Source organism: Streptomyces incanus (assembly GCF_042656345.1).
Taxonomy (GTDB): Bacteria; Actinomycetota; Actinomycetes; order Streptomycetales; family Streptomycetaceae; genus Streptomyces; species Streptomyces incanus.
In genome coordinates this window covers 32,129-53,755 of the sequence record NZ_JBHSPC010000003.1, presented here as the reverse complement: position 1 = coordinate 53,755, position 21,627 = coordinate 32,129, and the positions used below count along the sequence as shown (strand labels likewise).

Here is a 21,627-nt window from a genome sequence, read left to right as displayed (position 1 = left end):
GTCGGCACCGCCGTTCTGGCCGCCTGCGGCGGCCCCCCCTACTTCGTCGCCCCCCTCATGAAACCGTTGTAGATGAAGCGTTGGAGGGTCAGGAAGACGACCAGGGTGGGGAGGATGACCAGGATCGCGCCTGCCGAGATGGTTTCCCAGTGGGCTCCGAAGGGGCCCTTGAAGCGGAACAGGGACGTCGAGATCACGCCAAGATCCTCGGAGGGCATGTAGAGGAAGGGGATGTAGAAGTCGTTGTAGACGTTGATCCCCTTCACGATCACCACCGTCGCGATCGCCGGTTTGAGGAGCGGGAGGATCACCTTCCGGTAGACCGTGAACGCGTTGGCGCCGTCCAGGCGTGCCGCCTCGTCGAGGGAGACGGGGATGGAGCGGATGAACTGCAGGAAGATGTAGATCGACACGATGTCCGTGCCCATGTAGAGCGCGATCGGCGCCCACAGGCTGTCGAACATGCCGAAGCTGTCGACGATCTGGAAGGTCGCCACCTGGGTGGTCACGCCGGGGACGAGCGCGGCGAGCAGGAACAGGGCGACGACCAGGGTGCGGAACCGGAAGACGAAGCGGTCGATCGCGTACGCCGTCATCGAGCCGATGAGGATGGTGCCGCCGACGGCGGCGACCAGGATGACCGCCGTGTTGCCGAAGGCGGAGAGCATCCGGCCGTCCTGGAACGCGGTGACGTAGTTGCCGAGGTTCAGTGGGTTGTCGGGCAGGGCGAGGGCTCCGCTGCCGCCCGCCATCTCCTCCGAGGTCTTCAACGAGGTCAGGAGAACCACGGCGAGTGGCAGCAGGACGACCAGCGTGGCGAGGACGAGGGTCAGGTACATGAGCGACCGGGCCACTGTGCGGCGGGTCATACCAGGTCCACCTTGTCGTCGGGGACGATCCGGCGCTGCACCCAGGTGACCGCCAGGACGATCAGGAGCAGGACGACGGCGGCGGCCGAGGCGAGCCCCGTCTTGTTGAACTGGAACGCGAGCTTCACCGTCTGGATGACGAAGGTCTCGGTGCCGGTGGCGCCGCCGGTCATGATGTACGGGATCTCGAAGACCGACAGGGAACCGGAGACGGAGAGGATCACGCTCAGGCCCAGAATGGGCCTGATGCCGGGCGCGATGATGTGCCGGAACTGCTGCAGGCGGGTCGCGCCGTCGATCTCGGCCGCCTCGTACAGCTCACCGGGGATGGACTGGATCGCGCCGAGGAACAGCACGAAGTTCAGGCCCAGATAGCGCCAGACGGACACACCGGCCAGCGAGGTGTTCGCCGAGAACGGGGTGCCCAGCCAGGCGTGGCCGGTGTCGATGCCGAACAGACCGAGCACGGAGTCGAGGGTGCCGCCGTCCTGGAAGAAGTAGAGGAAGACGAAGCCGATCGCCACCCCGTTGATCAGGTACGGGAAGAACAGCACGCCTTTGAAGAAGTTCCGGAAGCGGACGTGGAAGCTGAGGATCGTGGCGAAGTAGAGGGCGACGGCGATCTGCACCACGGAGGCGACGAGGTAGTAGCCGCTGACGAAGAACACCTCGAACAGTTCGGGCCGGGTGAGGAGTTCGGTGTAGTTCTCGGTGCCCGTCCAGTTCAGCTCGGGGCTCACGCCGTCCCAGTCGGTGAAGCTGTAGGCGACCATGTTGGCGAGCGGCGCGTAGGTGAAGGTGAGCAGCAGGGCGAGCGGCGCGGTCAGGAACAGCCAGGGTGTGACGCGCCGCCACAGCCGGGCGCCGCGCGGGGCGGGCACCGCAGCCGGCCCGGCGGGCGCGTCCGGGGGAACCGGCCGCGCCGCCTTGTCTGCGGTGTCCGCCATCAGGACCCCAGGGACGTACGTGCCTCGGCCCAGCGTGCGCCGAGGTCGCCGAGGAAGTCGTCCAGGCTTCCCTTGCGCGCTCCGCGGGCCAGGTCGACGAGGTCCTGACGGTAGTCGGGCTTGTAGATGCCGACCTCGGAGCTGTTGTCGATGGACTTGACCTGGGCGCCCTTGGTGTCGTCGAGGTCGATCAGCCGGACGCCCGCGTCCTGGTAGGGCCGGAGGATCTCGGGCAGGGGGTCGTCCTTCAGCGGGGACAGGGCGAGATTGGCCTGCGCGTAGCCGGACTTGTCGGTGAACCAGTCGATCCAGGCGCGGGCGGCGGCCTTGTGGTCGGAGTGGACGTTGACGGCCTGCTGGTAGTCGGGCGAGGTCACCGCGCAGAAGGCGCCGTCCTGTTGGGCGGGGAAGGGCATGAAGCCGATGTCGTCGGGGTCGGTGCCGGCCTGCTTCGCGGCGTCCTGCATCTGGACGACGGCCCAGGAGCCGAGCCACATGGTGGCGATCTCGCCCCTGGCCAGCTTCGGCTTGGATGCCTCCCAGTTGGTGGTGGTCGGGTCCTTCTCGGCGAGGCCGCCGCGCACGATGTCGTGGAGCAGGGTGTCGGCGACGCGCAGGTCGGCGCCGTCGGCCCACGGGTCCTCCTCGGCGAGCTTCGTGGTGGCGCCGGTGTCGCAGCTGACCGAGCCGTTGACGTTGGTCCACTGGGTGAGCGGCCACATGTCCTTGAAGTTGGTGTAGTACGGGACGGCGTCGGTCCGGGACTTGACGGCCTTCAGGTCGTCGAGGAACCGGGCGGGGGTGGTGGGCCAGTCGGTGACGCCGGCCTGCTCCCAGACCTTCTTGTTGTAGAGGAAGCCGGGGACCACGCCGATCGGGCTCTGGCCGTAGACCTTGCCGTCGACGGTGGAGTAGTCGGTGAAGCGGTACTTCTCGCTCAGTTCGGCCTGACTGCCCAGTGCGGCGAAGAACTTCGGGTAGTCCTTCTTCTCGATGACGGCGGGGATCATGAGGACGTCGCCGTAGTTCTCGGTGTTCATACGGATCTTGACCTCGCCCTCGTAGTCGGTGAGGGCGTCGAACTCCACCTTCACCCCGGGGTGGGTCTTGTTGAACTCGGCGGCGTAGGCCTCCATCGTGCCGTCCTGCACCAGGTCGGTCCGGTGGGTGAGGACGGTGATGGACCCCTTGGCCTCGGACGGGTCGTCGGGCGCCTCGGCGTCCGCCCCCTGAGAGCTGCCCCCGGTGCCGGTGCAGGCGGAGGCCAGGAGGGCGAGGGCGGCGATCGATCCGGTGAGCACAGTGCGGCGGTTCATGAGGACCAGCTCCGTTCGAGGACACGGGACCCGACATGAGTCAGTTGGCTGGTTCGGCACTCTGACAGCCGGTACTAAACCGGTAAAGTCATAATTGCGCCAAGGATGCAGGAGCACCTATGGGTTCCTGGGTCAACCGGTCTAGAAGCCCTGCGACCGATGGAGCCGGCGGAGGGCACGGGGGCGCGTCCTGCCGCGACGCCGGGCCGTGCGCCCGCCGTCCCCCGGCCACCGGACCGGCTCCGGATTCGCCTCACCGCTTCACCGGCGCGCGGAGGCGGCGCGGGCATCAGGCATCAAGCACCAAGCACCAAGCACCAAGCACCAAGCGGGGACACTCCCCACCGGGACCCGGGTTCGCCTCCCGCACCGACCCCGATCCGTACCGGCCTCGCCCCGCCCCCGGCCCGCACCGCGCGACGGTTCCCCCAGGAGTGTGACCTTCGCCGCTCGGGGGTGTAGGACTGGGCAGCTACATTACCCACAAGTAGCATAGGCTCTGAGCGCGCGCTCAGCGCAACGCAGCAGTGCCATCCCGCACCCTGGAGGAGAGCCATCGTGCCTCGTACCGTCAGGGATGTCGTCTTCGTCGACGGCGTCCGCACCCCGTTCGGCAAGGCGGGCCCGAAGGGCATCTACCACGAGACCCGCGCCGACGACCTCGTCGTGAAGGCGATCCGGGAGCTGCTGCGCCGCAACCCCGGACTCGACCCGAAGAAGATCGACGAGGTCGCGGTCGCCGCGACCACGCAGATCGGCGACCAGGGCCTGACCATCGGCCGCACCGCCGGCATCCTGGCGGGCCTGCCCACCTCGGTCCCGGGCTACTCCATCGACCGCATGTGCGCGGGCGCCCTGACCGCCGTGACCGCGGTGGCCGGCTCCGTCGCCTTCGGCGCGTACGACGTCGCCATCGCGGGCGGTGTCGAGCACATGGGCCGCCACCCGATGGGCGAGGGCGTGGACCCCAACCCGCGCTTCGTCTCGGAGAAGCTGGTCGACGAGTCCGCCCTGTTCATGGGCATGACGGCGGAGAACCTGCACGACCGCTACCCGACGATCACCAAGCAGCGCGCCGACGAGTACGCGGTCCGCTCGCAGGAGAAGGCCGCCAAGGCATACGCCGACGGCAAGATCCAGGCCGACCTGGTACCGGTCTCGGTCCGCCGCACCAACGCCGAGGCCGGTGAGACGGGCTGGGGCCTGGTCACCGCCGACGAGCCGATGCGTCCGGGCACCACCCTGGAGAACCTGGCCGGTCTGAAGACGCCGTTCCGCGTCCACGGCCGGGTCACCGCCGGTAACGCGGCCGGTCTGAACGACGGCGCCACCGCCTCGGTCATCGCCTCCGAGGACTTCGCCCGTGAGAACGGGCTGCCGGTCAAGATGCGCCTGGTCTCCTACTCCTTCGTGGGTGTGGAGCCCGAGGTCATGGGCTACGGCCCGATTCCGGCGACGGAGAAGGCGCTGGCCCAGGCGGGACTGTCCATCTCCGACATCGGCCTGTTCGAGATCAACGAGGCCTTCGCCGTCCAGGTGCTGGCCTTCCTGGAGCACTACGGCATCGCCGACGACGACGCGCGCGTCAACCAGTACGGCGGCGCCATCGCCTTCGGCCACCCGCTGGCCTCCTCCGGCGTCCGCCTGATGACGCAGCTGGCCCGCCAGTTCGAGGAACAGCCGCACGTCCGCTACGGCCTGACCACCATGTGCGTCGGCTTCGGCATGGGCGCGACGGTCATCTGGGAGAACCCGCACTTCGAGGGGGACAAGTGAGCACCACCGCCGAACTGTTGAAGGGCGCGGCCGCGCTCTTCCCGGACGAGGTCGTCACGACGGCCCACGTCCGCCACTTCGAACTGCCCCTGGGCGCGGGGCGCTTCGCGCTCATCACCCTGGACAACGGTCTTGACCACACCAAGCCGACCACTTTCGGCCCGCAGTCGCTGGCGAACCTGGACGCCGCCCTCGACCAGGTCGAGAAGGAGGCCGCGGACGGCGCGGTCGTCGGCGTCGGCATCACCGGCAAGCCGTTCATCTTCGCCGTCGGCGCCGACCTCAAGGGCGTCGAGCAGCTGAAGGAGTGGGACCACGCCCACGCCATCGGCAAGGGCGGCCACGACGTCTTCAAGCGGCTCTCGAAGCTCGCCGTCCCGACCTTCGCGTACTACAACGGCGCGGCCATGGGCGGCGGCGTCGAGGTCGGCCTGCACTGCGCCTACCGCACGGTGTCGTCGGCCATCCCGGCGTTCTCCCTGCCCGAGGTCTTCCTCGGCCTGGTCCCCGGCTGGGGCGGCTGCGCCCTGCTGCCGAACCTGATCGGCGCCGAGAAGGCCGTCTCGGTGATCATCGAGAACAGCCTCAACCAGAACAAGCAGCTCAAGGGCAAGCAGGTCTACGAGCTCGGCATCGCGGACGCGCTCTTCGAGGGCGCGGACTTCCTGGAGCAGTCGCTGATCTGGACGGCGGCCGTCCTCAAGGGCGAGATCGTCGTCGAGCGTCCGGTGATCGACCGCGGCGAGGCCTGGGACCAGGCCGTCGCCAAGGGTCGGTTCATCGCCGACTCCAAGGTGCACGGCGCCGCCCCGGCCGCCTACCGGGCGCTGGACATCATCGCCGCCGCCAAGAACGGCGACCTCCAGCAGGGTTACGACGCCGAGGACAAGGCGCTCGCCGACCTGATCATGGGCGGTGAACTGCGCTCCGGTCTCTACGCGTTCAACCTGGTGCAGAAGCGCGCCAAGCGCCCCGCCGGTGCCCCGGACAAGAACCTGGCCCGTCCGGTCACCAAGGTCGGCGTCGTCGGCGCCGGTCTGATGGCCTCGCAGCTCGCGCTGCTGTTCCTGCGCCGCCTCGAGGTGCCGGTCGTCCTGACCGACATCGACCAGGAGCGCATCGACAAGGGCGTGGGCTACGTCCACGCCGAGATCGACAGGCTGCTCGGCAAGGGCCGGATCAACCAGGATAAGGCCAATCGCCTCAAGGCGCTGGTCACCGGTGTGCTGGACAAGGCCGAGGGCTTCGCGGACGCGGACTTCGTCATCGAGGCCGTGTTCGAGGAGATGGGCGTCAAGCAGCAGGTGTTCGCCGAGGTCGAGGCGGTCGCCCCGGCGCACGCCATCCTCGCCACCAACACCTCCTCGCTGTCGGTGTCGGAGATGGCGTCGAAGCTGAAGAACCCCGAGCGGGTCGTCGGCTTCCACTTCTTCAACCCGGTCGCGATCCTGCCGCTCCTCGAGATCGTCCGCGGCGAGCAGACCGACGACGCCTCGCTGGCGACGGCGTTCGGTGTCGCCAGGAAGCTGAAGAAGACCGCGGTGCTGGTCAAGGACGCCCCGGCGTTCGTCGTCAACCGCATCCTGACCCGCTTCATGGGCGAGATCCAGAACGTCATCGACGAGGGCACCCCGGTCGAGACCGCCGAGAAGGCCGTCGAGCCGCTCGGCCTGCCGATGTCCCCGCTGGTCCTCCTCGAGCTGGTCGGCCCGGCGATCGGTCTGCACGTCTCCGAGACGCTCAACCGGTCCTTCCCGGACCGCTTCACCGTCTCGCCGAACCTCAAGGCGGTCGTGGAGGCCGGCAAGCGCGGCTTCTACGTCTACGACAGCGGCAGGCCGGAGCTGGACCCGGAGGTCGCCGCGCTGCTCGAGCAGGGCGACACCGTCCTCACGGAGGAGCAGGTGCGGGCCCGGGTGCTCGACGCGGTGGCGCAGGAGATCGGGCTGATGCTCGACGAGGGTGTCGTCGCCGAGGCCCAGGACATCGACCTGTGCCTGATCACCGGCGCCGGCTGGCCCTTCCACCTGGGCGGCATCACGCCGTACCTGGACCGCGAGGGCGTCTCCGAGCGCGTCAACGGCAAGCGGTTCCTGGAGCCCGGAGTGGCTTCGGTTCCGGCGTAGCCGTCGCCGTCGCCGTCGTACGGATTTGAGGAGGGCCCCCGCCCGTGGCGGGGGCCCTCCTTCGCGCGTGGTGCCGTCCCGTCGCACGCGAGCCGTGTCCTCGGCTCGCCCCGTCGCCGTCCACGGTCCGCCCTGTGCGGACCCGGGGGCGGCCTGAAAAGCGACAGCCTGACGGGTGACGGTCAGGCATCCGCCGGCGCCGACGACCCCGATCGTGGCGCGGCCCAGGGCGTCGAAGGCGGTGGCGGGGCGCAGCCAGGCGCCGTTCACCCTGGGCAGGCGGTTTCCCGGACGACGGTCCGGACCGCTGTTCACCGGATGTTCCGTGGGACCCTGACGGGATGAACGAGACCGTCGCCCCCCTCGTGATCGTCGACGCCGCGAACGTCGTCGGATCGGTGCCCGACGGCTGGTGGCGGGACCGGCGCGGCGCCACCGAGCGCCTGCGGGACCGCCTGGCGTCGGACGGTCTGCCGGGCCGGCCCGGGCCGGTGGAGGTCGTCCTGGTCGTCGAGGGAGCGGCCTGCGGGGTGGAGTCGGTGCCGGGCGTCCGGGTGGAGTCCGCCCCGGGCAGCGGCGACGACCACATGGTCGCCCTGGTGGCCGACGCCGGCGACCGCCCCGTCCTGGTCGTCACGGCTGACCGCGAACTGCGCCGCAGGGTGACGGCCCTGGGAGCGGACGTCACCGGCCCGCGGTCCGTGCCCCGCTGAGGCCCGCGGTCCGGCCCGCCGGCCCGGCTCTCGGGTGGTGACGGTGGTCGGTGGACACCGCGGTCCGGCCGTCCCAGCCATCCCCGCGGTTCCAGCGGTTCCAGCGGTTCCAGCGCGCCGGCCGGTCGCCGGTGTGCGCCTGCCCGCCCCCGCTGCGCCGGGGTCCCCGGCGCAGCGGGGGCGGCGGCCTCCGTCTACTCCTGCTCGCCGGTACCCAGTCCCAGTCTCTGGTGGACCAGGCGGGCGAAATGGGTCAGGGTGCGTCCGGTGGCCAGGTCGGCCGGTCCGAGACGGATGTCGAAGAGATCCCTCGCCCGCACCAGGAACTGCATCCCCAGCAGCGAGTCCAGCCCGAAGTCGGTGACATTGAGCGTGGGGTCCAGGTCGGCCGGATCGGTCTGCAGGACACCCGCGAGGAGCTGCGCGACCGTCTCGGTGATCTTGTGCATCGCCTCTTCCGCCGAGAGGTCCGCCAGCGTGCCCAGGAGCTCGTTGCGGGCGTCCGGGGAGATCGCGGAGGACTCCGGGGCCAGTGGGGCGAACCGGGGGGTGGCCAGGGCGGGCAGCAGATGGCGTACGGCTCCCCAGCGGTAGCGGCCCGCTCCGGCGACATCGGCGCCGGCGGCCAGCAGCCGGTCGGCGGTGGTCAGGACCTCGGCGGGGGTGAGCAGTTCGAGGCCTCGTCCGGTCATGGCGGGGCCCGTGCCGCTGCGGGCCACATAACCGGTTTCGCCGATCGGTCCCCAGGCCAGTGCCGTACCTGTCCGGCCGGCGTCGCGCCGGGCCCGGATGAGGGCTTCCAGGTAGGCGTTGGCCGCTGCGTAGGCGGCCTGCCCCGGGTTGCCGATGCCGGCGGAGACGGACGAGTAGGTGAGGAACAGGTCCAGGTCGCGGTCTGCGGTGAGGCGGTCCAGCAGGGCCGCTCCCGCCGCCTTGGGTGCCAGTACGGCGGCGAACCGGTCGTCGGTGAGGTCGGCCAGCACCGCGTCGTCCATGTGCATGGCCGCGTGCACCACTCCGCGCAGGGGGTGTTCGGTGGCGTCCACTGCCTCGACGACCCGGCGCAGCGCGGCTTCGTCGGTGACGTCGGCGGCGTGGGCGGTGGCGTGCACTCCGCGGTCGGCGAGTTCCCGGAGCAGGGCGGGCGCCTCGGGGGCGTCGGGTCCGCCGCGGGAGAGCAGGGCCAGGTGCCGGGCCCCGCGGCCGGCCAGCAGGCGGGCGGTGGCGGCGCCGAGTCCGCTCAGTCCGCCGGTGATCAGGTAAGTACCGTCGCCGTCGAGGCGCAGGGTCTCGGGTGCGGGCTCCACGGGGACGGGTTCGTCCAGGGGGTCGAAGGTGACGACGACCTTGCCGGTGTGCCGGGAGTGCTGCAGGAGGTGGAATGCCTCCTCGACCCGGGCGGCGGGGTGGACCGTGTGGGGCAGCGGCCGGTAGGTGCCGGAGGCGGCCTCCGCCTCGAAGTCCGCGAGGAGACGGGAGCCCCGTTCCGGGCAGTCGACGACGGCGTCGAGGTTGAAGCCGATGAAGGTGAGGCTGCGGTCGAACGGGCGCAGCGTGATCGGGTTGTTGAGGAAGATGTCCCTCTTGCCGAGCTCGATGAAGCGGCCGTTGGGGCGCAGCAGGTCGAGGCCCTGGGCGATGGCCTCACCGCTGAGGGAGTTCACCAGGACGTCCACTCCCCGGCCGCCGGTCAGCTCCCGGATCCGGGGGACGAAGTCCAGGCCGCGGGAGTCGAGTACGTGCTCGGCGCCGAGCGTGCGCAGCAGGTCCCGTTTGGTCTCCGTGCCGGCGGTGGCGATGACGCGGGCGCCCTGATGGCGGGCGCACTGCAGGACGGCCAGGCCCACCGCCCCGGCTCCACCGTGCACGAGCACGGTCTCCCCGGGGCCGAGGCGGGCCTGGTTGACCAGGGTCTGGTGGACGGTCAGGAAGGCGACGGGGAAGGTCGCCGCTTCCGTGAAGCCCAGCCCGTCGGGGATGCGGACGACGGCGGAGGCGGAGGTCGTCGCGTGGGACGCGAGGGCGGCGGGCACCAGACCGCACACCCGGTCGCCGGGCTTCAGGTCCCGTACACCCGGCCCCACGGCGCGCACGATGCCGGCGCCGTCGGTTCCCAGTCCGCGGCCGAGCGGGCTGTTCTCCACCGCCTCGGGCGGCAGCAGGCCGTTGGCCCGCATGGGGTCACGGTAGTTCAGGGCCACGGCCCGCATCTCGAGGGCCACCTCTCCCGGCCCGGGTTCGCGCAGGTCCGTCTGCCGCCAGATCAGCCTCCGGCGCAGGCCGGGGTCGCGGGCTTCCAGGATGTACGGCGTGCCGGCGGGGACGGCGGGTGGTTCGTCCGCCGGGTGTTGGAGGTGCCGGGGGACGAACCGGCCCCGGGCGGTCAGGACGATCTCGTCCTCCTGGGCGTTCGGGTCGTCGTCGGGGGTGAGGAGCTCTCCGGCCAGCCGGCGGGCGTCGGTGCCGGCGTCTGTGGTGCGGTGGCACGACAGACGCCGTAGACGCAGGTCGGGACGCTCGTTGGCGAGGGTGCGGCAGGCCGCCCAGACGGCCGCGTCGACCGGGTGGGACGGCTGCTCCGGGGCGGGGAAGAGGCCGGTCGGGCGGGTGACGAGCCATACCCGAGGGCTCGTGCCGCCCTCCAGGCCGTCGCAGGCGGCGGCGAGGGAGCGCAGGAGGGCCGCCCGGCGGGTGGTCCGCGTGACGGTGTCGTGCGGGCCGGGTTCGGCGAGCAGCAGGACGACGTGCGGATCGGAGTCCGTGGGCAGTGTCCCGCGCCAGGCGGTGGCCTCGTCGGGCGCGGTGACGACGGTGGCCTTCCCGAGGTGGGCGGCCAGTGCCCGTGCTGTCGCCGTCTCGGTGTCGTCCTCGACGGCGATCACCCAGGCGGCGCCGGGAACCGTCCGCGGGGGTTCGGCGTCCGGCCCGGGGTCGTGGTCCGCGGCGGCGAGGAGGACGGAGCGGTCCTCGGGCCCGGTCTGCGCCACGCCGGAGAAGCCGCACTGCCGCAGCAGCGGCGCCCACCGGTCGCGGGGGAGGATGCGGGACGTCGGGCGCAGGCTGTGGTCGCCGCGCTCCCAGAAGTCGTTCAGCGTGCCGGACAGCAGGGCCTGGAGCCCGGCGTGGTGCGGTTCGGTGGCCAGCAGGTGTCCGCCGGGGGCCAGCACCGTGTGCAGTCGGCGCAGGGTGGCGGCCAGGTCGGTGGTGGCGTGCAGGGCGTCGCCCGCGAGGACGAGGTCGAAGCCGCCTCGGGGCAGGCCCTGGCCGATCAGGTCGGCGTCCGGGTCGAGGGTGCGGTGGTCGACGAAGTCGTAGGCGGCGAAGCGGTGTTCGGCGCGGGTGAGACCGCCGCCGGTGGTGGTGGTGCAGGTGTAGCGGGTCCGGTCCGCCGGCAGTACGGGCAGGGCCGCGGCCGTCAGGGCGGTGGTGGTCGCGCCGAATTCCAGGACGCGCAGCGGACGGTCGGCGGGCCAGCGGGCGACGATGTCGCCGAGCAGTGCCCGCACGGTGCGGTGGGCGAAGCGGTGGGCCGGGCCGGTCTCGTGGAGTTGCTCGTAGGCGCTGTCCCCGGCCGGCAGGAGTTCGCGTGCGTCGGCGCGTCCTCGCACCACGTCGGGCAGCCGGCACAGGTGCCGGTTGAGGAGCAGCGTCTCGGCGCCGTACGCGGGATGGTCCTCCACCAGGGCGCGCAGGCGCGCCTCGGCGCGGATGCCGGCGTCGGTCAGCAGCCAGGTCTCCCCGGCCGGCCGGGCGAGGCCGTGCTCGGTCAGCAGGGGCAGCATCAGCCGTGCGAGCCGCCGGTGCCGGGGCTGCAGGCCCCCGGCCACCAGGTCGCTCATCGAGAACGGGGCCGCGGGGTCGGTGAGGAGACCTCGCAGCGTCTCGGCCCAGCGGTGGGCTCCGGCCTGTTCGGCGGCGGCGGTGAACCGGCGGTGGCCGCCGTCGTCCAGGGTGGCGCGTGCGGCGGCGATCCGCGGCTCGGCCGCGCGCGCGATCTCGGTGGGCGCGGGAAGCGGAGAGGACGGGGCGGGGGCCGTCCGGTGGGGAGCGGCCCGGAGCACGGTGCGCTGGACGGTCAGCGGGGTGCGCCGGCTCATGTGGCCGCGGCGGGTGCGGCAGCCGTCGATCTCGACGGTGACCGTGCCGTCCGTGTCGGCGTAGGTGATGTCCCAGCACATCTCGTGGGCGCTGCGGCTGCGCCGGCGCAGGTGCACGACTCCCGTGGGCGCGGGGGTGCGCCATACGCGTACGGCCCCGAACACGGTCGGCAGGAACGCGGCGGATTCCGCCTCCGCCCCGGCGAGGGCCACGGTGGCCTGCAGCGGCGCGTCGAGGAGGACCGGGTGGGCGGTGTAGGAGCCGGCGGGGTGCTGGAGCCGGTAGGAGACCAGCACCTCCTGGTCGCCGGCGTCGATGCGGTCGATGAGCTGGAAGTCCGGCCCGCAGTTCAGGCCGATGCCGTGGCACGTCCGGTAGAAGTCCGGGCCGTCGATGCTCCGGTCGCAGCGGGCCCGGAGCGCGTCGACGTCGAGCGGGTCCGGTGCCGTGCCGAGCAGGGTGCGGACCTGGGCGCGTACGACGGGCCGGCACTCCCCGCCGTGTTCCTCGCGGACGCTGATGGTCAGGGCGCCGTCGTCGGGGGTGACCGCGGTCTGCAGGGCGACCGGCGTCGGGTCCGGCCACGGCACGGACAGCGGGCGGCCGATCTCCAGGTGCCGTACTTCGACCGGTCGGTCCATGGCCCGCCGGCCGGCGCTCAGTGCCATCTCCACGTAGGCGGCGGCCGGCATGAGAACGTCGTCGCCGATCCTGTGGTCGCCCAGCCAGGGCACCAGTTGCGGTTCGACGGTGCCGTGCCACACGGGGTGCGGGGCGGGCATCCGCTCGCCCACCAGGGGGTGGTCCAGCAGGCCGCTGCCGCTGGTGTGCGCGACCAGGTCCTGCGCGGTGCCGTGCCAGTGCCGTTCGCGCTGCCACGGGTAGGCGGGCAGATCGACCACCCGGCCCGGCCGGGGGAAGTGGTGCCGCCAGTCGGTCGCGGTGTCGGCGGCGAGTACGGCGGCGACGGCCGCCGCGGTCTCGCGGGGGCCGTCCCCGTCGCGGTGCAGGGTGGCGACGCAGGTGGCTTTGGTGCGCCGCAGATAGGGGCGCAGCACCGGGTGCGGTCCGATCTCGACCAGGACGCCGGCGTGCTCGGCGGCTAGGCGGGCGGCGGCCTCGGCGAACCGGACGGGTTCGCGGACGTTGCGCCACCAGTACTCGGCGTCGAGTTCCGGCCCGTTCAGCGGGGTGCCGGTGACGGTGGAGACGAACGGGATCCGGGCCGGGGCGGGTTCGAGCCCGTCGAGTGCGGCGAGCAGCGGCTCCCTGATGGGGTCCATGGCCCGGCTGTGGAAGGCGTAGTCCAGGTCCAGTTCGCGGAAGAAGACGCCGCGGCCGGTCAGTTCGGTGCCCCAGGCCGCCAGCGCGTCGGCGTCACCGGCGACGGTCACGTCGCTCTCGCTGTTGATCCCCGCGATCTCCAGTGCCCCGTCGTGGCGGAGCAGTTCCTCGCGCGCCCGGTCCTCGGGCAGGCCGACGGCGGCCATGCGGCCCCGGCCCGCCATGGCGCCCTGGGTGCGGCTGCGCTCGGCGATCACCAGCGCCGCCTGTTCCAGGGTCAGGGCCCCGGCGGCGTGGGCGGCGGCGACCTCTCCGACGCTGTGCCCGGTCACCGCGTCCGGCCGTACCCCGTACGAGGCCAGCAGTGCGGTCAGCCCCACCTGGACGGCGAACAGGGCCGGCTGGGCCACCTCGGTGCGCTGCCACTTCCGGAGGGACGGGCGGGCCAGTTCCTTGGCCACCGACCAGCCCAGGTGGGGTGCCAGGGCCGCGTCGGCCTCCTCGACGGCCCGGCGGAAGGCCGGTTCGCCCGACAGCAGGTCGGCGGCCATGCCCGGCCACTGGGAGGCGTTGCCGGAGAACACGAAAGCGGTCCCGTCCCGCCCGCCGGTGCGCACCGTGGCCCCTCGGGCGGGCTCCCCGGCCGTCAGCCGGTCCAGCTGCCGGGCGGCGTCCTGCGGGTCGGCGGCCAGTACGGCGGCCCGGTGCGGGTGCGCGGTGCGCCGCACGGTGCTGGTGTGGGCCAGGTCGTAGAACTCGTCGGGTTGCGTGTCCCGCAGCCGCTGCGCCATGCGGGCGGTCATCTGCTTCAGCGCCTTGGCGGACCGCGCGGAGACGACCAGGGGCAGCGAGCGCCCGTCCGGCACCGGCCTCGGCTCGGGCTGCCGGGGGGCGGGGGGCGGGGTGACGACGGCGTGGGCGTTGGCTCCGCCGAAGCCGAAGGCGCTCACTCCCACGGCGGCCCGCTCCCCCGGGTCCAGCGGGACGGGGTCGACGGCGGGGGCCAGTCCCAGGCCGGCGAAGTCGATCCGGGGGTTGAGGGGAAGGGCGTGCAGGGACGCCGGGACCAGCCGATGGCGCAGCACCAGGATGGCCTTGAGCAGGCCGGCCATTCCGGAGGCGGGCTCCAGGTGGCCGAGGTTCGACTTCACCGAGCCGATCGGCAGCGGGGCGCCGCGGCGGCGCCGGCCCAGCGCCCGGCCGATGGCCTCGGCCTCCGCCGGGTCCCCGACCTGGGTGCCGGTACCGTGGGCCTCGACGTAGACCAGGTCGTCCGCGTCGATCCCGGCCTCCGCGTAGACCGTGTGCAGCAGCGCCTCCTGGGTCTCGGCGCTGGGCACGATCATGCCGGTGCTGCGGCCGTCGGTGTTGTTGCCGGTGGCGGCCAGCACGGCGTGGATGCGGTCGCCGTCCGCCACCGCGTCCGCGAGGCGCTTGAGGACGAGCACCGCGCCGCCCTCGGCGCGGACGAAGCCGTCGGCGTCGGCGGAGAACGCCGCGCAGCGCCCGCGCCGGGACAGCATGCCCGCGTAGGAGAAGCCGGCGAAGGAGTAGGGGTTGGACAGCACGTTGATGCCGCCGACCAGGGCGACGCGGCCGACGCCCTCGCGCAGCGTGCGGCAGGCCCGGTCCAGGGCGACCAGGGCGGAGGAGCAGGCCGTGTCGACGGCCATGCTCGGTCCGCGCAGGTCGAAGGCGTACGACATCCGGTTCGCCGTGATGGACAGGGTGGCGCCGGGCATGGTGTGCGGGCTCGTGTGGTCCTGCATCATCGACAGGTTCACGCCGTAGCCGGGGTCGGAGACGCCCACGTACACGCAGGTGTCCGACCCGGCCAGCGACTCGGCGGGAAGGGCGGCGTCGTCCAGTGCCTCGGCGGCCATCTCCAGCAGCAGCCGCTGCTGCGGGTCGATGTGCCGGGCCTCCGCCGGTGACATGCCGAAGTAGGCGGCGTCGAACGAGGCGACGTCCTGGAGGAAACCGCCGGCGGCGGTGTAGCTGCGGCCGGGCCGTACGGTCCCCGGATCGACCGTCCGGTCCCGGGGCAGCCGGTCGGCGGGCATCTCGCCGACCATGTCCTGTCCGTCGCGCAGCACGGACCACAGTCCGTCCAGATCCGTGATGCCCCCGGGGAGCCGGCAGCCCACGCCCACCACCGCCACGGCCCGTTCAAACTGCTGCATCGTCAAGTCCCCCGTTTTTCAAGCCGGTTGCAGGTCTTCACTGTGGACTGAAAAGGGTCAAGAGATGAAAAGGCCAATGAGAATCACTCGTTGGGGTGGAGACCATCGCACAAACGGCATTCCCGCCCGGCGGCGGCCGCGCCGCCGCTACGGTGACGCGGTGCCCGAAGCCCTCCGTGCCCGTATCGCCGCCGTTTCCACTCATCTGCCGTCCCGTTACCGGACCTTGGACGAGATCCGCGCCAAGATCACCGAGACCGGTGGGTACGCCCCGCCGCCCGGTCTGCTGGAGGACCTCACCGGTGTGCGCGGGGTCCATGTGCACGAGGACGGCGAGAACGCCTCCGACCTCGCCGTGGCGGCCGCCCGCAGCGCGCTCGGCGAAGCCGGCCTGGAGATCGGCGACATCGATCTGCTGCTGTTCGCCTCGACCTCGCAGGACCTGGTCGAACCCGCCACGGCCCATCTCGTGGCCACCAAACTGGGCGCCTCCTGCCCGGTGTTCGATGTCAAGAACGCCTGCAACAGCTTCCTCAACGCCATGGAGGTGGCCGCGTCGTTCATCGAGACCGGCCGCTACCGCACGGTTCTCATCGCCTGCGGTGAACCCTCCACCCTGGCCACCCGCTGGCACGCCCCCGGCCGGGAGGATCTGCTGCGGGCCCTGCCCGGCTACACCGCCTCCGACGCCGGTGCCGCGATGGCGCTCACCGCCGGTCCCGCGGGTGAGGACGATCCGGGCATCCTGGCCCTGCGGTTCGTCAGCAACTCCGCCGCCTGGGAAGCCTGCACCGTGGCCGGCGGAGGCAGTATGCACCACCTCTCCGTCCACGACGACCACACCACCCTGCGTCTGAACGGGGACCTGCGTCAGGGTGCCCTCGACGTACTCCCCCGGATTCTGGACACCGCCGGGGAGGAACTCGCAGCGGCACGCGCCGGCGCCTTCTCCTTCATCGCCTTCCACCAGATCGCCATGCCGCAGTACCGCGAGGTGATCGACACCTTCTCCCTCCCCGAGGACCGGTGCATGCCCGCGGTGGCCGAGCACGGGAACTGCGCGGCGGCCTCCCTCCCCCTGCAACTGGTCAAGGCGCGGGAGGCCGACCGCATCGAGAGCGGGGACCTGGTGGCGATGATCGGCCTGGCCAGTGGTTTCAGCTTCGGCCTGGCTCTCCTCCGGTGGTGACCGCACGGGCCGGCCACGCCCCGGCAGTGGATTCCGCCGCACTGGAACGGCTGATGCCGGGCTACCCCGCGCCCCGGCACTGGCGGCGTGTGCCGGTCACCGGACAGCACTACCTCGATCTCGGCTCCGGGCAGCCGGTGCTGTTCCTGCACGGCAACCCGTCGTGGAGCTACGTCTGGCGCAAGCTGCTGCACCGGCTCTCCCCGCACGCCCGCTGCCTGGCACCCGACCTGCCGGGCTTCGGGCTGTCCCGGCACCTGCGGCCGGCGGACGGGGTCCCCGACCCCTACGAGGCCCAACTGGAGAACCTGGACATCCTCCACTGCCACCTGGTGCGGGACAAGGGCCTGCCCGAGCGGGGCTGGACGTTCGTCCTGCACGACTGGGGCGGTCCGCTCGGCACCGCCTGGGCCCTGCGGAACCCGGGCGTGGTGGCCCGGCTGGTCGTCTGCAACACCGTGGCCTTCCCCTTTCCCGACGGCTTCCGGCTGCCGTTCCACCTGCGCTGGATCCGCGACCACCGGCCGGCCGCCGCGTTCGTCCACGCCACCAACGCGTTCGCCCGTACCGCCGTGCGCGCCGGAGTCCACCGCCCGCTGCTCCCGGCCGAGCGCCGGGCCCTTCTCCGGCCGACCGCCCGCCGCGCCGAGCGCCGGGCGGTCACCGACGCCGTCCGCGCGATCCCCCGCGGTCCCGCGGACCCCGCGTGGCGGCTGCTCGAACCTCCCGGCGGCGGCGCCGGCCTGTCGGAACTGCCCCTGCTCATCGGCTGGGGCATGCGCGATCCCGTCTTCACTCCGGTCCTGCTGGAGGAATGGGCGCGCCGGCACCCCCATGCCGACATCCACCGCTTCCCCGACGCCGGGCACTTCGTGATGGAGGACGCCGCGGCCGAACTGGGCGACCTTGTCCGTGACTTCCTCCAGGAAACACCGTGACCGTGACCGTTCCGGGCATCGCCGCGCGCCTGGCCGACCGGCCCGACGCGATCGCCCTCGTCGAAAGCCGTAAGGGAACCTCCCGGACGACACGTCGCGGCGAACTGGTGCGACGCTGCCACCACATCGCGCAGGCCCTGTACGACGCCGGTGTCCGGCCCGGCCACAAAGCCGTCGTGATGACCCGCGACGCCCACGACCTCACCGTCGTCTCGTACGCCCTCGGCGTCCTCGGTGCCGTCCCCGTCCTGATCGAACCGCGCGCCGAGGTGGGTCGCTGTCTGGAGGACATCGCCCCGGACGTCTTCGTCGGCGAGCCCCTGGCCCACCTCGGGCGCCGGGCCCTGGGATGGGGCCGCCCGCACGTGCGGGTCCCCCTGGTCACCGGTACCGCGCCGCTCCTGCCGGGACGGCGGCTTGCCACCCGGGTACCGGTCGGCGCCGCCCCGCTCCCCCGGGTGCGGGAGCCCGACGGCGACGAGCCGGCCCTGATCGCCTTCACGTCCGGCTCGACCGGACGGCCCAAGGGCGCGGAGTACCGTCATGCCACCCTGGCCGGACAGCTCGACGCGCTGACGACGCTGATGGGCCCCCGGCCCGACGACGTACTCCTCGCGGGATTCCTGCCGGTCGCGCTGCTCGGCCCACTCCTGGGCGTGGCCACCGTCGTCCCGGCCGTGAACCACCTGGCCCCGGCCCGCACACCGCCGGAGGAACTCGTCGGGCCGGTCCTGAAGCACCGGGCCACCATCGTCCTGGCGTCGCCCGCGGTCCTCACCCTGATCGCCGGCCACTGCGCCCGCCGTGGCATCTCGCTGCCCTCGGTCCGGCAGGTGCTGTCCTTCGGTGCCCCGCTGCGCGTCCGCCTCGCCGACGCCCTGCGCGACGTCGTGCCGGAGGACGCCGAGATCCTCAGTGTCTACGGCGCCACGGAATGCCTGCCCGTCTCCGCGATCGGCGACCACGACCTGCGGGCCTCACGCGTCCGGCCGCCCGCCGGGCACGCCGGCACCTGCCTGGGCCGGCCGCTGCCCGGCATCCACGCCCGGATCCTGGACGCCGACGCCACCGGATGCGGTGAGATCGCCGTCACCGGCCCCACCGTCAGCCCCGCCTACCACGCGCGCCCCGACGCCGACGCCGCCACCAAGAGCGTCACCGGACGTGGCGTGCTGCACCGCACCGGAGATCTCGGCCGGCTCGACGACCAGGGCCGGCTGTGGTTCCTCGGCCGCAAGGCCCACCTGGTCACCGGTCCCGGCTTCACCCTGACCACCGAGGACATCGAGGCCGCAGCGGACACCGCCCCCGGCGTCCGGCGCACCGCCCTGGTCGGGGCCGGCACGGCTGTGTGCCGGCTGCCGGCCCTGTGCGTGGAACTCCTGCCCTCCGCCTCCCGCACCACCGCCCTGGCAGCCGTCCGCGCCATCGTGAAGGAACATCCGGAAGGGCACCGCGTCGGCGCCCTGCTGCTTCATCCCCGTTTTCCCACCGACCCCCGGCACAACTCCAAGATCGACCGCCCCCGCCTGGCCGGCTGGGCCGCCGAGCGCCTGCGCGGGAGGCTCCGATGAAGGTACTGGTCACCGGGGGAAGCGGCTTCCTCGGCCAGGAGATCTGCCGCCGGCTGAGCGCACGCGGCGTCGTCACCTCCTCCTTGGGCCGCCGCCCCAGCACCACGCTGGAACGGATGGGTGTCCGGCAGCACCTGGGCGATCTCGCCGACACCGCCGCGGTCTCCCGTGCCGTCGCCGGCTGCGACGCCGTCGTCCACAACGCCGCCCTGGCCGGTGTCAGCGGCCCACCGCGGCCCTACTGGGCCACCAACGTCGTCGGCACCCGCCATGTGATCGAGCAGTGCCGCGCCCACGGGGTACGCACCCTCGTCCACACCTCGACCGCCAGTGTCGTCTTCCGGCCCGGCGGCCTGGAGGGCGTCACCGAGGACCTTCCCTTCGCCCTCCACCACCTGGCCGCCTACCCCGCCACCAAGGCCCGCGCCGAGGCTCTGGTCCTGGCGGCCCACGGCCCGGAGCTGGCCACCGTGTCCCTGCGTCCGCACATCATCTGGGGGCCGGGCGACCCGCATTTCGTCCCCGCCCTCGCACACGCCGTGCGGGCCGGCCGTCTGCTGATGCCCGGCGACGGCGACAACCTCGTCGACACCACCCACGTCCGTACCGCCGCCCACGCCCACCTGCTCGCCCTGGACCGCCTGCGGCAGTCACCGGCGGTGGGCGGCCGCGCCTACTTCATCGGCCAGGGCGACCCACGTCCCCTGCGCGAGATCACCCGGCGCTTTCTGCGGGCCGCCGGCATCGGCGCCCGCTGGTGCGCCGTCCCGCCCCGGCTGGCCACCGCCGCGGCCACCGTCAGCGACACCTTCCTGCGCGTGGCCGGCAGCCCCCGCACCCATGCCCTGAGCCGCTTCCTCGTCGCGGAACTGCTGCATCCGCACTACTTCGACCTCACCGCGGCACGCCGCGACCTGGGTTTCGAGCCACCGATCGGATTCGAGGCCGGTCTCGCGGAACTCACCCCGCTCGCCCTGCCCACCCCGGACCACAGCAAGGACACCCCGTGCCGGAAACCTACGAAGCCGTCCGCTCCCTCCTGACCAGTGCCTTCCGCGTCCCCGAGGACGAGATCCGGCCCGAGCTCACGCTGGGGCAGCTGGATCTGGACTCGCTGGCCCTGACGGAACTGCTGCTCCTCCTCCACGAACGCTTCGGGGTGAGGGTCAGCGCCGAGCACGCCTCCCGCGATACGACCGTCGCCCAGGTCGTCGACCACCTCGACGCGCTGCGCGCGGGCGGCACGGAGGCGGTGACCTCCTCGTGACGGAGCCCGTCGCCGTCACCGGCCTCGGTCTGGTCACCCCCGCCGGAGAAGGTGCCGACGCCACCTGGGAGGCGGTCTGCCGTGGCGTGGGCACGGCGGCCCACGATCCGGCGCTGGCCGCCCTGCCCGTGGATTTCTCCTGCCGCGTCCCCCTGGCGCGCGAGGCCCTGGACCGGCGGGTCGGACGCACCGCCTGGCGCATGTCGCGCAGCGCCGTACTGGCGGTGCTCGCCGCCCGTGAGGCGGTCCATGACGCCGGCCTCGACCCCGGGACGTGGAACGGCGACCGGGTCGCCGTCGTCATCGGCTGCGGGATGGGGGCAGACGCGGCACGCGAGGAACAGGCCCGGCGTCTGGCGGAACAGGGTGCCGGCACGGTCTCCGCGCTCACCGTCCCGCTGATCATCCCGAACATGGCGGCCGGCGAGGTCACCATCGACCTCGGGGCCCGCGGCCCCAGCCTCGCCCCGGCCACCGCCTGCGCCTCCGGCGCCACCGCCGTCGCCGTGGCCCGCGACCTGCTCGTCACCGGCCAGTGCGACGTCGCGGTGACCGGGGCCACCGAAACCGCCGTCACCCCGCTGGTGGCCGCCGGTTTCTGGCGTGCGGGCACCCTGTCCCGGCGCACCGACGCGGTCGCCGGCGCGTCCCGGCCCTTCGCCGCCGACCGTGACGGCTTCGTCCTGGCGGAAGGGGCCGGTGTCCTCGTCCTGGAGCGGGCCGGGGACGCGGCCGCCCGTGGCGCGCGCGCCCGCGCCCTGCTCGTGGGCTGCGGCAGTACCTCGGACGCCCACCACCCCACCGCACCCGCCCCGGACGCCCGGGGCGCGGAGAGGGCCCTGCGCACCGCCCTGGCGGACGCGGGCCTGGCCCCGCGCGACGTCGACCACGTCAACGCCCACGGCACCTCCACACCGCTCAACGACGCCGGCGAGGCGGCCCTGATCGCCCGCGTGCTGCCGCACCGCCCCAGCGTCACCGCGCCCAAGGGCGTGCTCGGTCACAGCCTGGGGGCGGCGGGCGCGGTCGAGGCGGCACTGACCGTGCTCACCCTCCAGCACCGCACGGTGCCGCCGATCGCGAACCTGCGGGCCCCGGCGCCCGGGTTCGACATCGACTGCGTCACCGGGGAGCCCCGTCGGCAGGACGTCCACGTCGCCGTCAGCCACTCCTTCGGCTTCGGCGGCCACAACGTCGTCCTCGCTCTGACCGGGGCCTCCTGACCGGCTCGGCGTCCGGACAGGGACGCCGGCGGTGCTCCGTGCTCACCCGTGCGGGGCCCCTGTGGCGAAGCGCTGCCGAGGTCTCCCGTGCGCATCACACCGGGTGCCCGGCCCGTGGACCCGC

At 72.8% G+C, this 21,627-nt stretch carries 13 protein-coding genes; 9 read left to right on the top strand and 4 right to left on the bottom strand.

The genetic code is table 11. The features are described 5' to 3' along the window. Positions 1-38: 38 nt before the first annotated feature. The 3 genes from ACFP2V_RS00790 to ACFP2V_RS00780 are packed head-to-tail and all read right to left on the bottom strand — an operon-like array spanning position 39 to position 3,132. Complete coding sequence (locus ACFP2V_RS00790) at positions 39-869, bottom strand: carbohydrate ABC transporter permease (RefSeq protein ID WP_381204325.1); 831 nt, start codon at positions 867-869, stop codon at positions 39-41. After that, on the bottom strand, positions 866-1,816 hold the full coding sequence (locus ACFP2V_RS00785) for a carbohydrate ABC transporter permease (RefSeq protein WP_381204324.1): 951 nt from the start codon (positions 1,814-1,816) through the stop codon (positions 866-868). Before ACFP2V_RS00785 ends, ACFP2V_RS00790 begins: the two co-directional genes overlap by 4 nt. Continuing rightward, the gene (locus tag ACFP2V_RS00780; RefSeq protein WP_381204323.1) at positions 1,816-3,132 is read right to left on the bottom strand and encodes an ABC transporter substrate-binding protein; all 1,317 of its coding nucleotides are present in this window, start codon (positions 3,130-3,132) and stop codon (positions 1,816-1,818) included. The genes ACFP2V_RS00785 and ACFP2V_RS00780 overlap by 1 nt, the downstream gene beginning before the upstream one ends. A 558-nt stretch (positions 3,133-3,690) precedes the next feature. Here ACFP2V_RS00780 and ACFP2V_RS00775 point away from each other — a divergent pair. From ACFP2V_RS00775 to ACFP2V_RS00765, 3 genes are all read left to right on the top strand, one after another. Then, a complete protein-coding gene (locus ACFP2V_RS00775) occupies positions 3,691-4,908 on the top strand; it encodes a thiolase family protein (protein ID WP_381204322.1) in 1,218 nt (405 codons plus the stop codon). After that, positions 4,905-7,034, top strand: a complete 2,130-nt coding sequence (locus ACFP2V_RS00770) for a 3-hydroxyacyl-CoA dehydrogenase NAD-binding domain-containing protein (protein ID WP_381204321.1) — start codon at positions 4,905-4,907, stop codon at positions 7,032-7,034. The genes ACFP2V_RS00775 and ACFP2V_RS00770 overlap by 4 nt, the downstream gene beginning before the upstream one ends. Before the next feature lie 341 nt (positions 7,035-7,375). Then, positions 7,376-7,747: a PIN domain-containing protein gene (locus ACFP2V_RS00765; RefSeq protein ID WP_381204320.1), complete on the top strand. Its 372-nt coding sequence runs from the start codon at positions 7,376-7,378 to the stop codon at positions 7,745-7,747. Between the two features lie 194 nt (positions 7,748-7,941). Here ACFP2V_RS00765 and ACFP2V_RS00760 read toward each other — a convergent pair whose 3' ends face one another. Next, positions 7,942-15,312, bottom strand: a complete 7,371-nt coding sequence (locus tag ACFP2V_RS00760) for an SDR family NAD(P)-dependent oxidoreductase (protein WP_381204319.1) — start codon at positions 15,310-15,312, stop codon at positions 7,942-7,944. Positions 15,313-15,472: 160 nt separating this feature from the next. Here ACFP2V_RS00760 and ACFP2V_RS00755 point away from each other — a divergent pair, with 160 nt between their 5' ends. From ACFP2V_RS00755 to ACFP2V_RS00730, 6 genes are read left to right on the top strand one after another with little or no spacing between them, the layout of a single operon-like run. Next, the gene (locus ACFP2V_RS00755) at positions 15,473-16,501 is read left to right on the top strand and encodes a 3-oxoacyl-ACP synthase III family protein (RefSeq protein ID WP_381204318.1); all 1,029 of its coding nucleotides are present in this window, start codon (positions 15,473-15,475) and stop codon (positions 16,499-16,501) included. Beyond that, a complete protein-coding gene (locus ACFP2V_RS00750; RefSeq protein ID WP_381204317.1) occupies positions 16,498-17,439 on the top strand; it encodes an alpha/beta fold hydrolase in 942 nt (313 codons plus the stop codon). Before ACFP2V_RS00755 ends, ACFP2V_RS00750 begins: the two co-directional genes overlap by 4 nt. Next, positions 17,436-19,013, top strand: coding sequence for an AMP-binding protein (locus ACFP2V_RS00745; protein ID WP_381204316.1), 1,578 nt, complete (start codon positions 17,436-17,438; stop codon positions 19,011-19,013). The genes ACFP2V_RS00750 and ACFP2V_RS00745 overlap by 4 nt, the downstream gene beginning before the upstream one ends. Then, positions 19,010-20,056 carry an NAD-dependent epimerase/dehydratase family protein gene (locus ACFP2V_RS00740; RefSeq protein WP_381204315.1) on the top strand — a complete coding sequence of 349 codons (1,047 nt, stop codon included), beginning with the start codon at positions 19,010-19,012 and terminating at the stop codon, positions 20,054-20,056. The genes ACFP2V_RS00745 and ACFP2V_RS00740 overlap by 4 nt, the downstream gene beginning before the upstream one ends. After that, positions 20,020-20,280, top strand: a complete 261-nt coding sequence (locus ACFP2V_RS00735; protein WP_381204314.1) for an acyl carrier protein — start codon at positions 20,020-20,022, stop codon at positions 20,278-20,280. The genes ACFP2V_RS00740 and ACFP2V_RS00735 overlap by 37 nt, the downstream gene beginning before the upstream one ends. After that, positions 20,277-21,503: a beta-ketoacyl-[acyl-carrier-protein] synthase family protein gene (locus tag ACFP2V_RS00730; RefSeq protein ID WP_381204313.1), complete on the top strand. Its 1,227-nt coding sequence runs from the start codon at positions 20,277-20,279 to the stop codon at positions 21,501-21,503. Before ACFP2V_RS00735 ends, ACFP2V_RS00730 begins: the two co-directional genes overlap by 4 nt. The last annotated feature ends 124 nt before the right edge of the window (positions 21,504-21,627 follow it).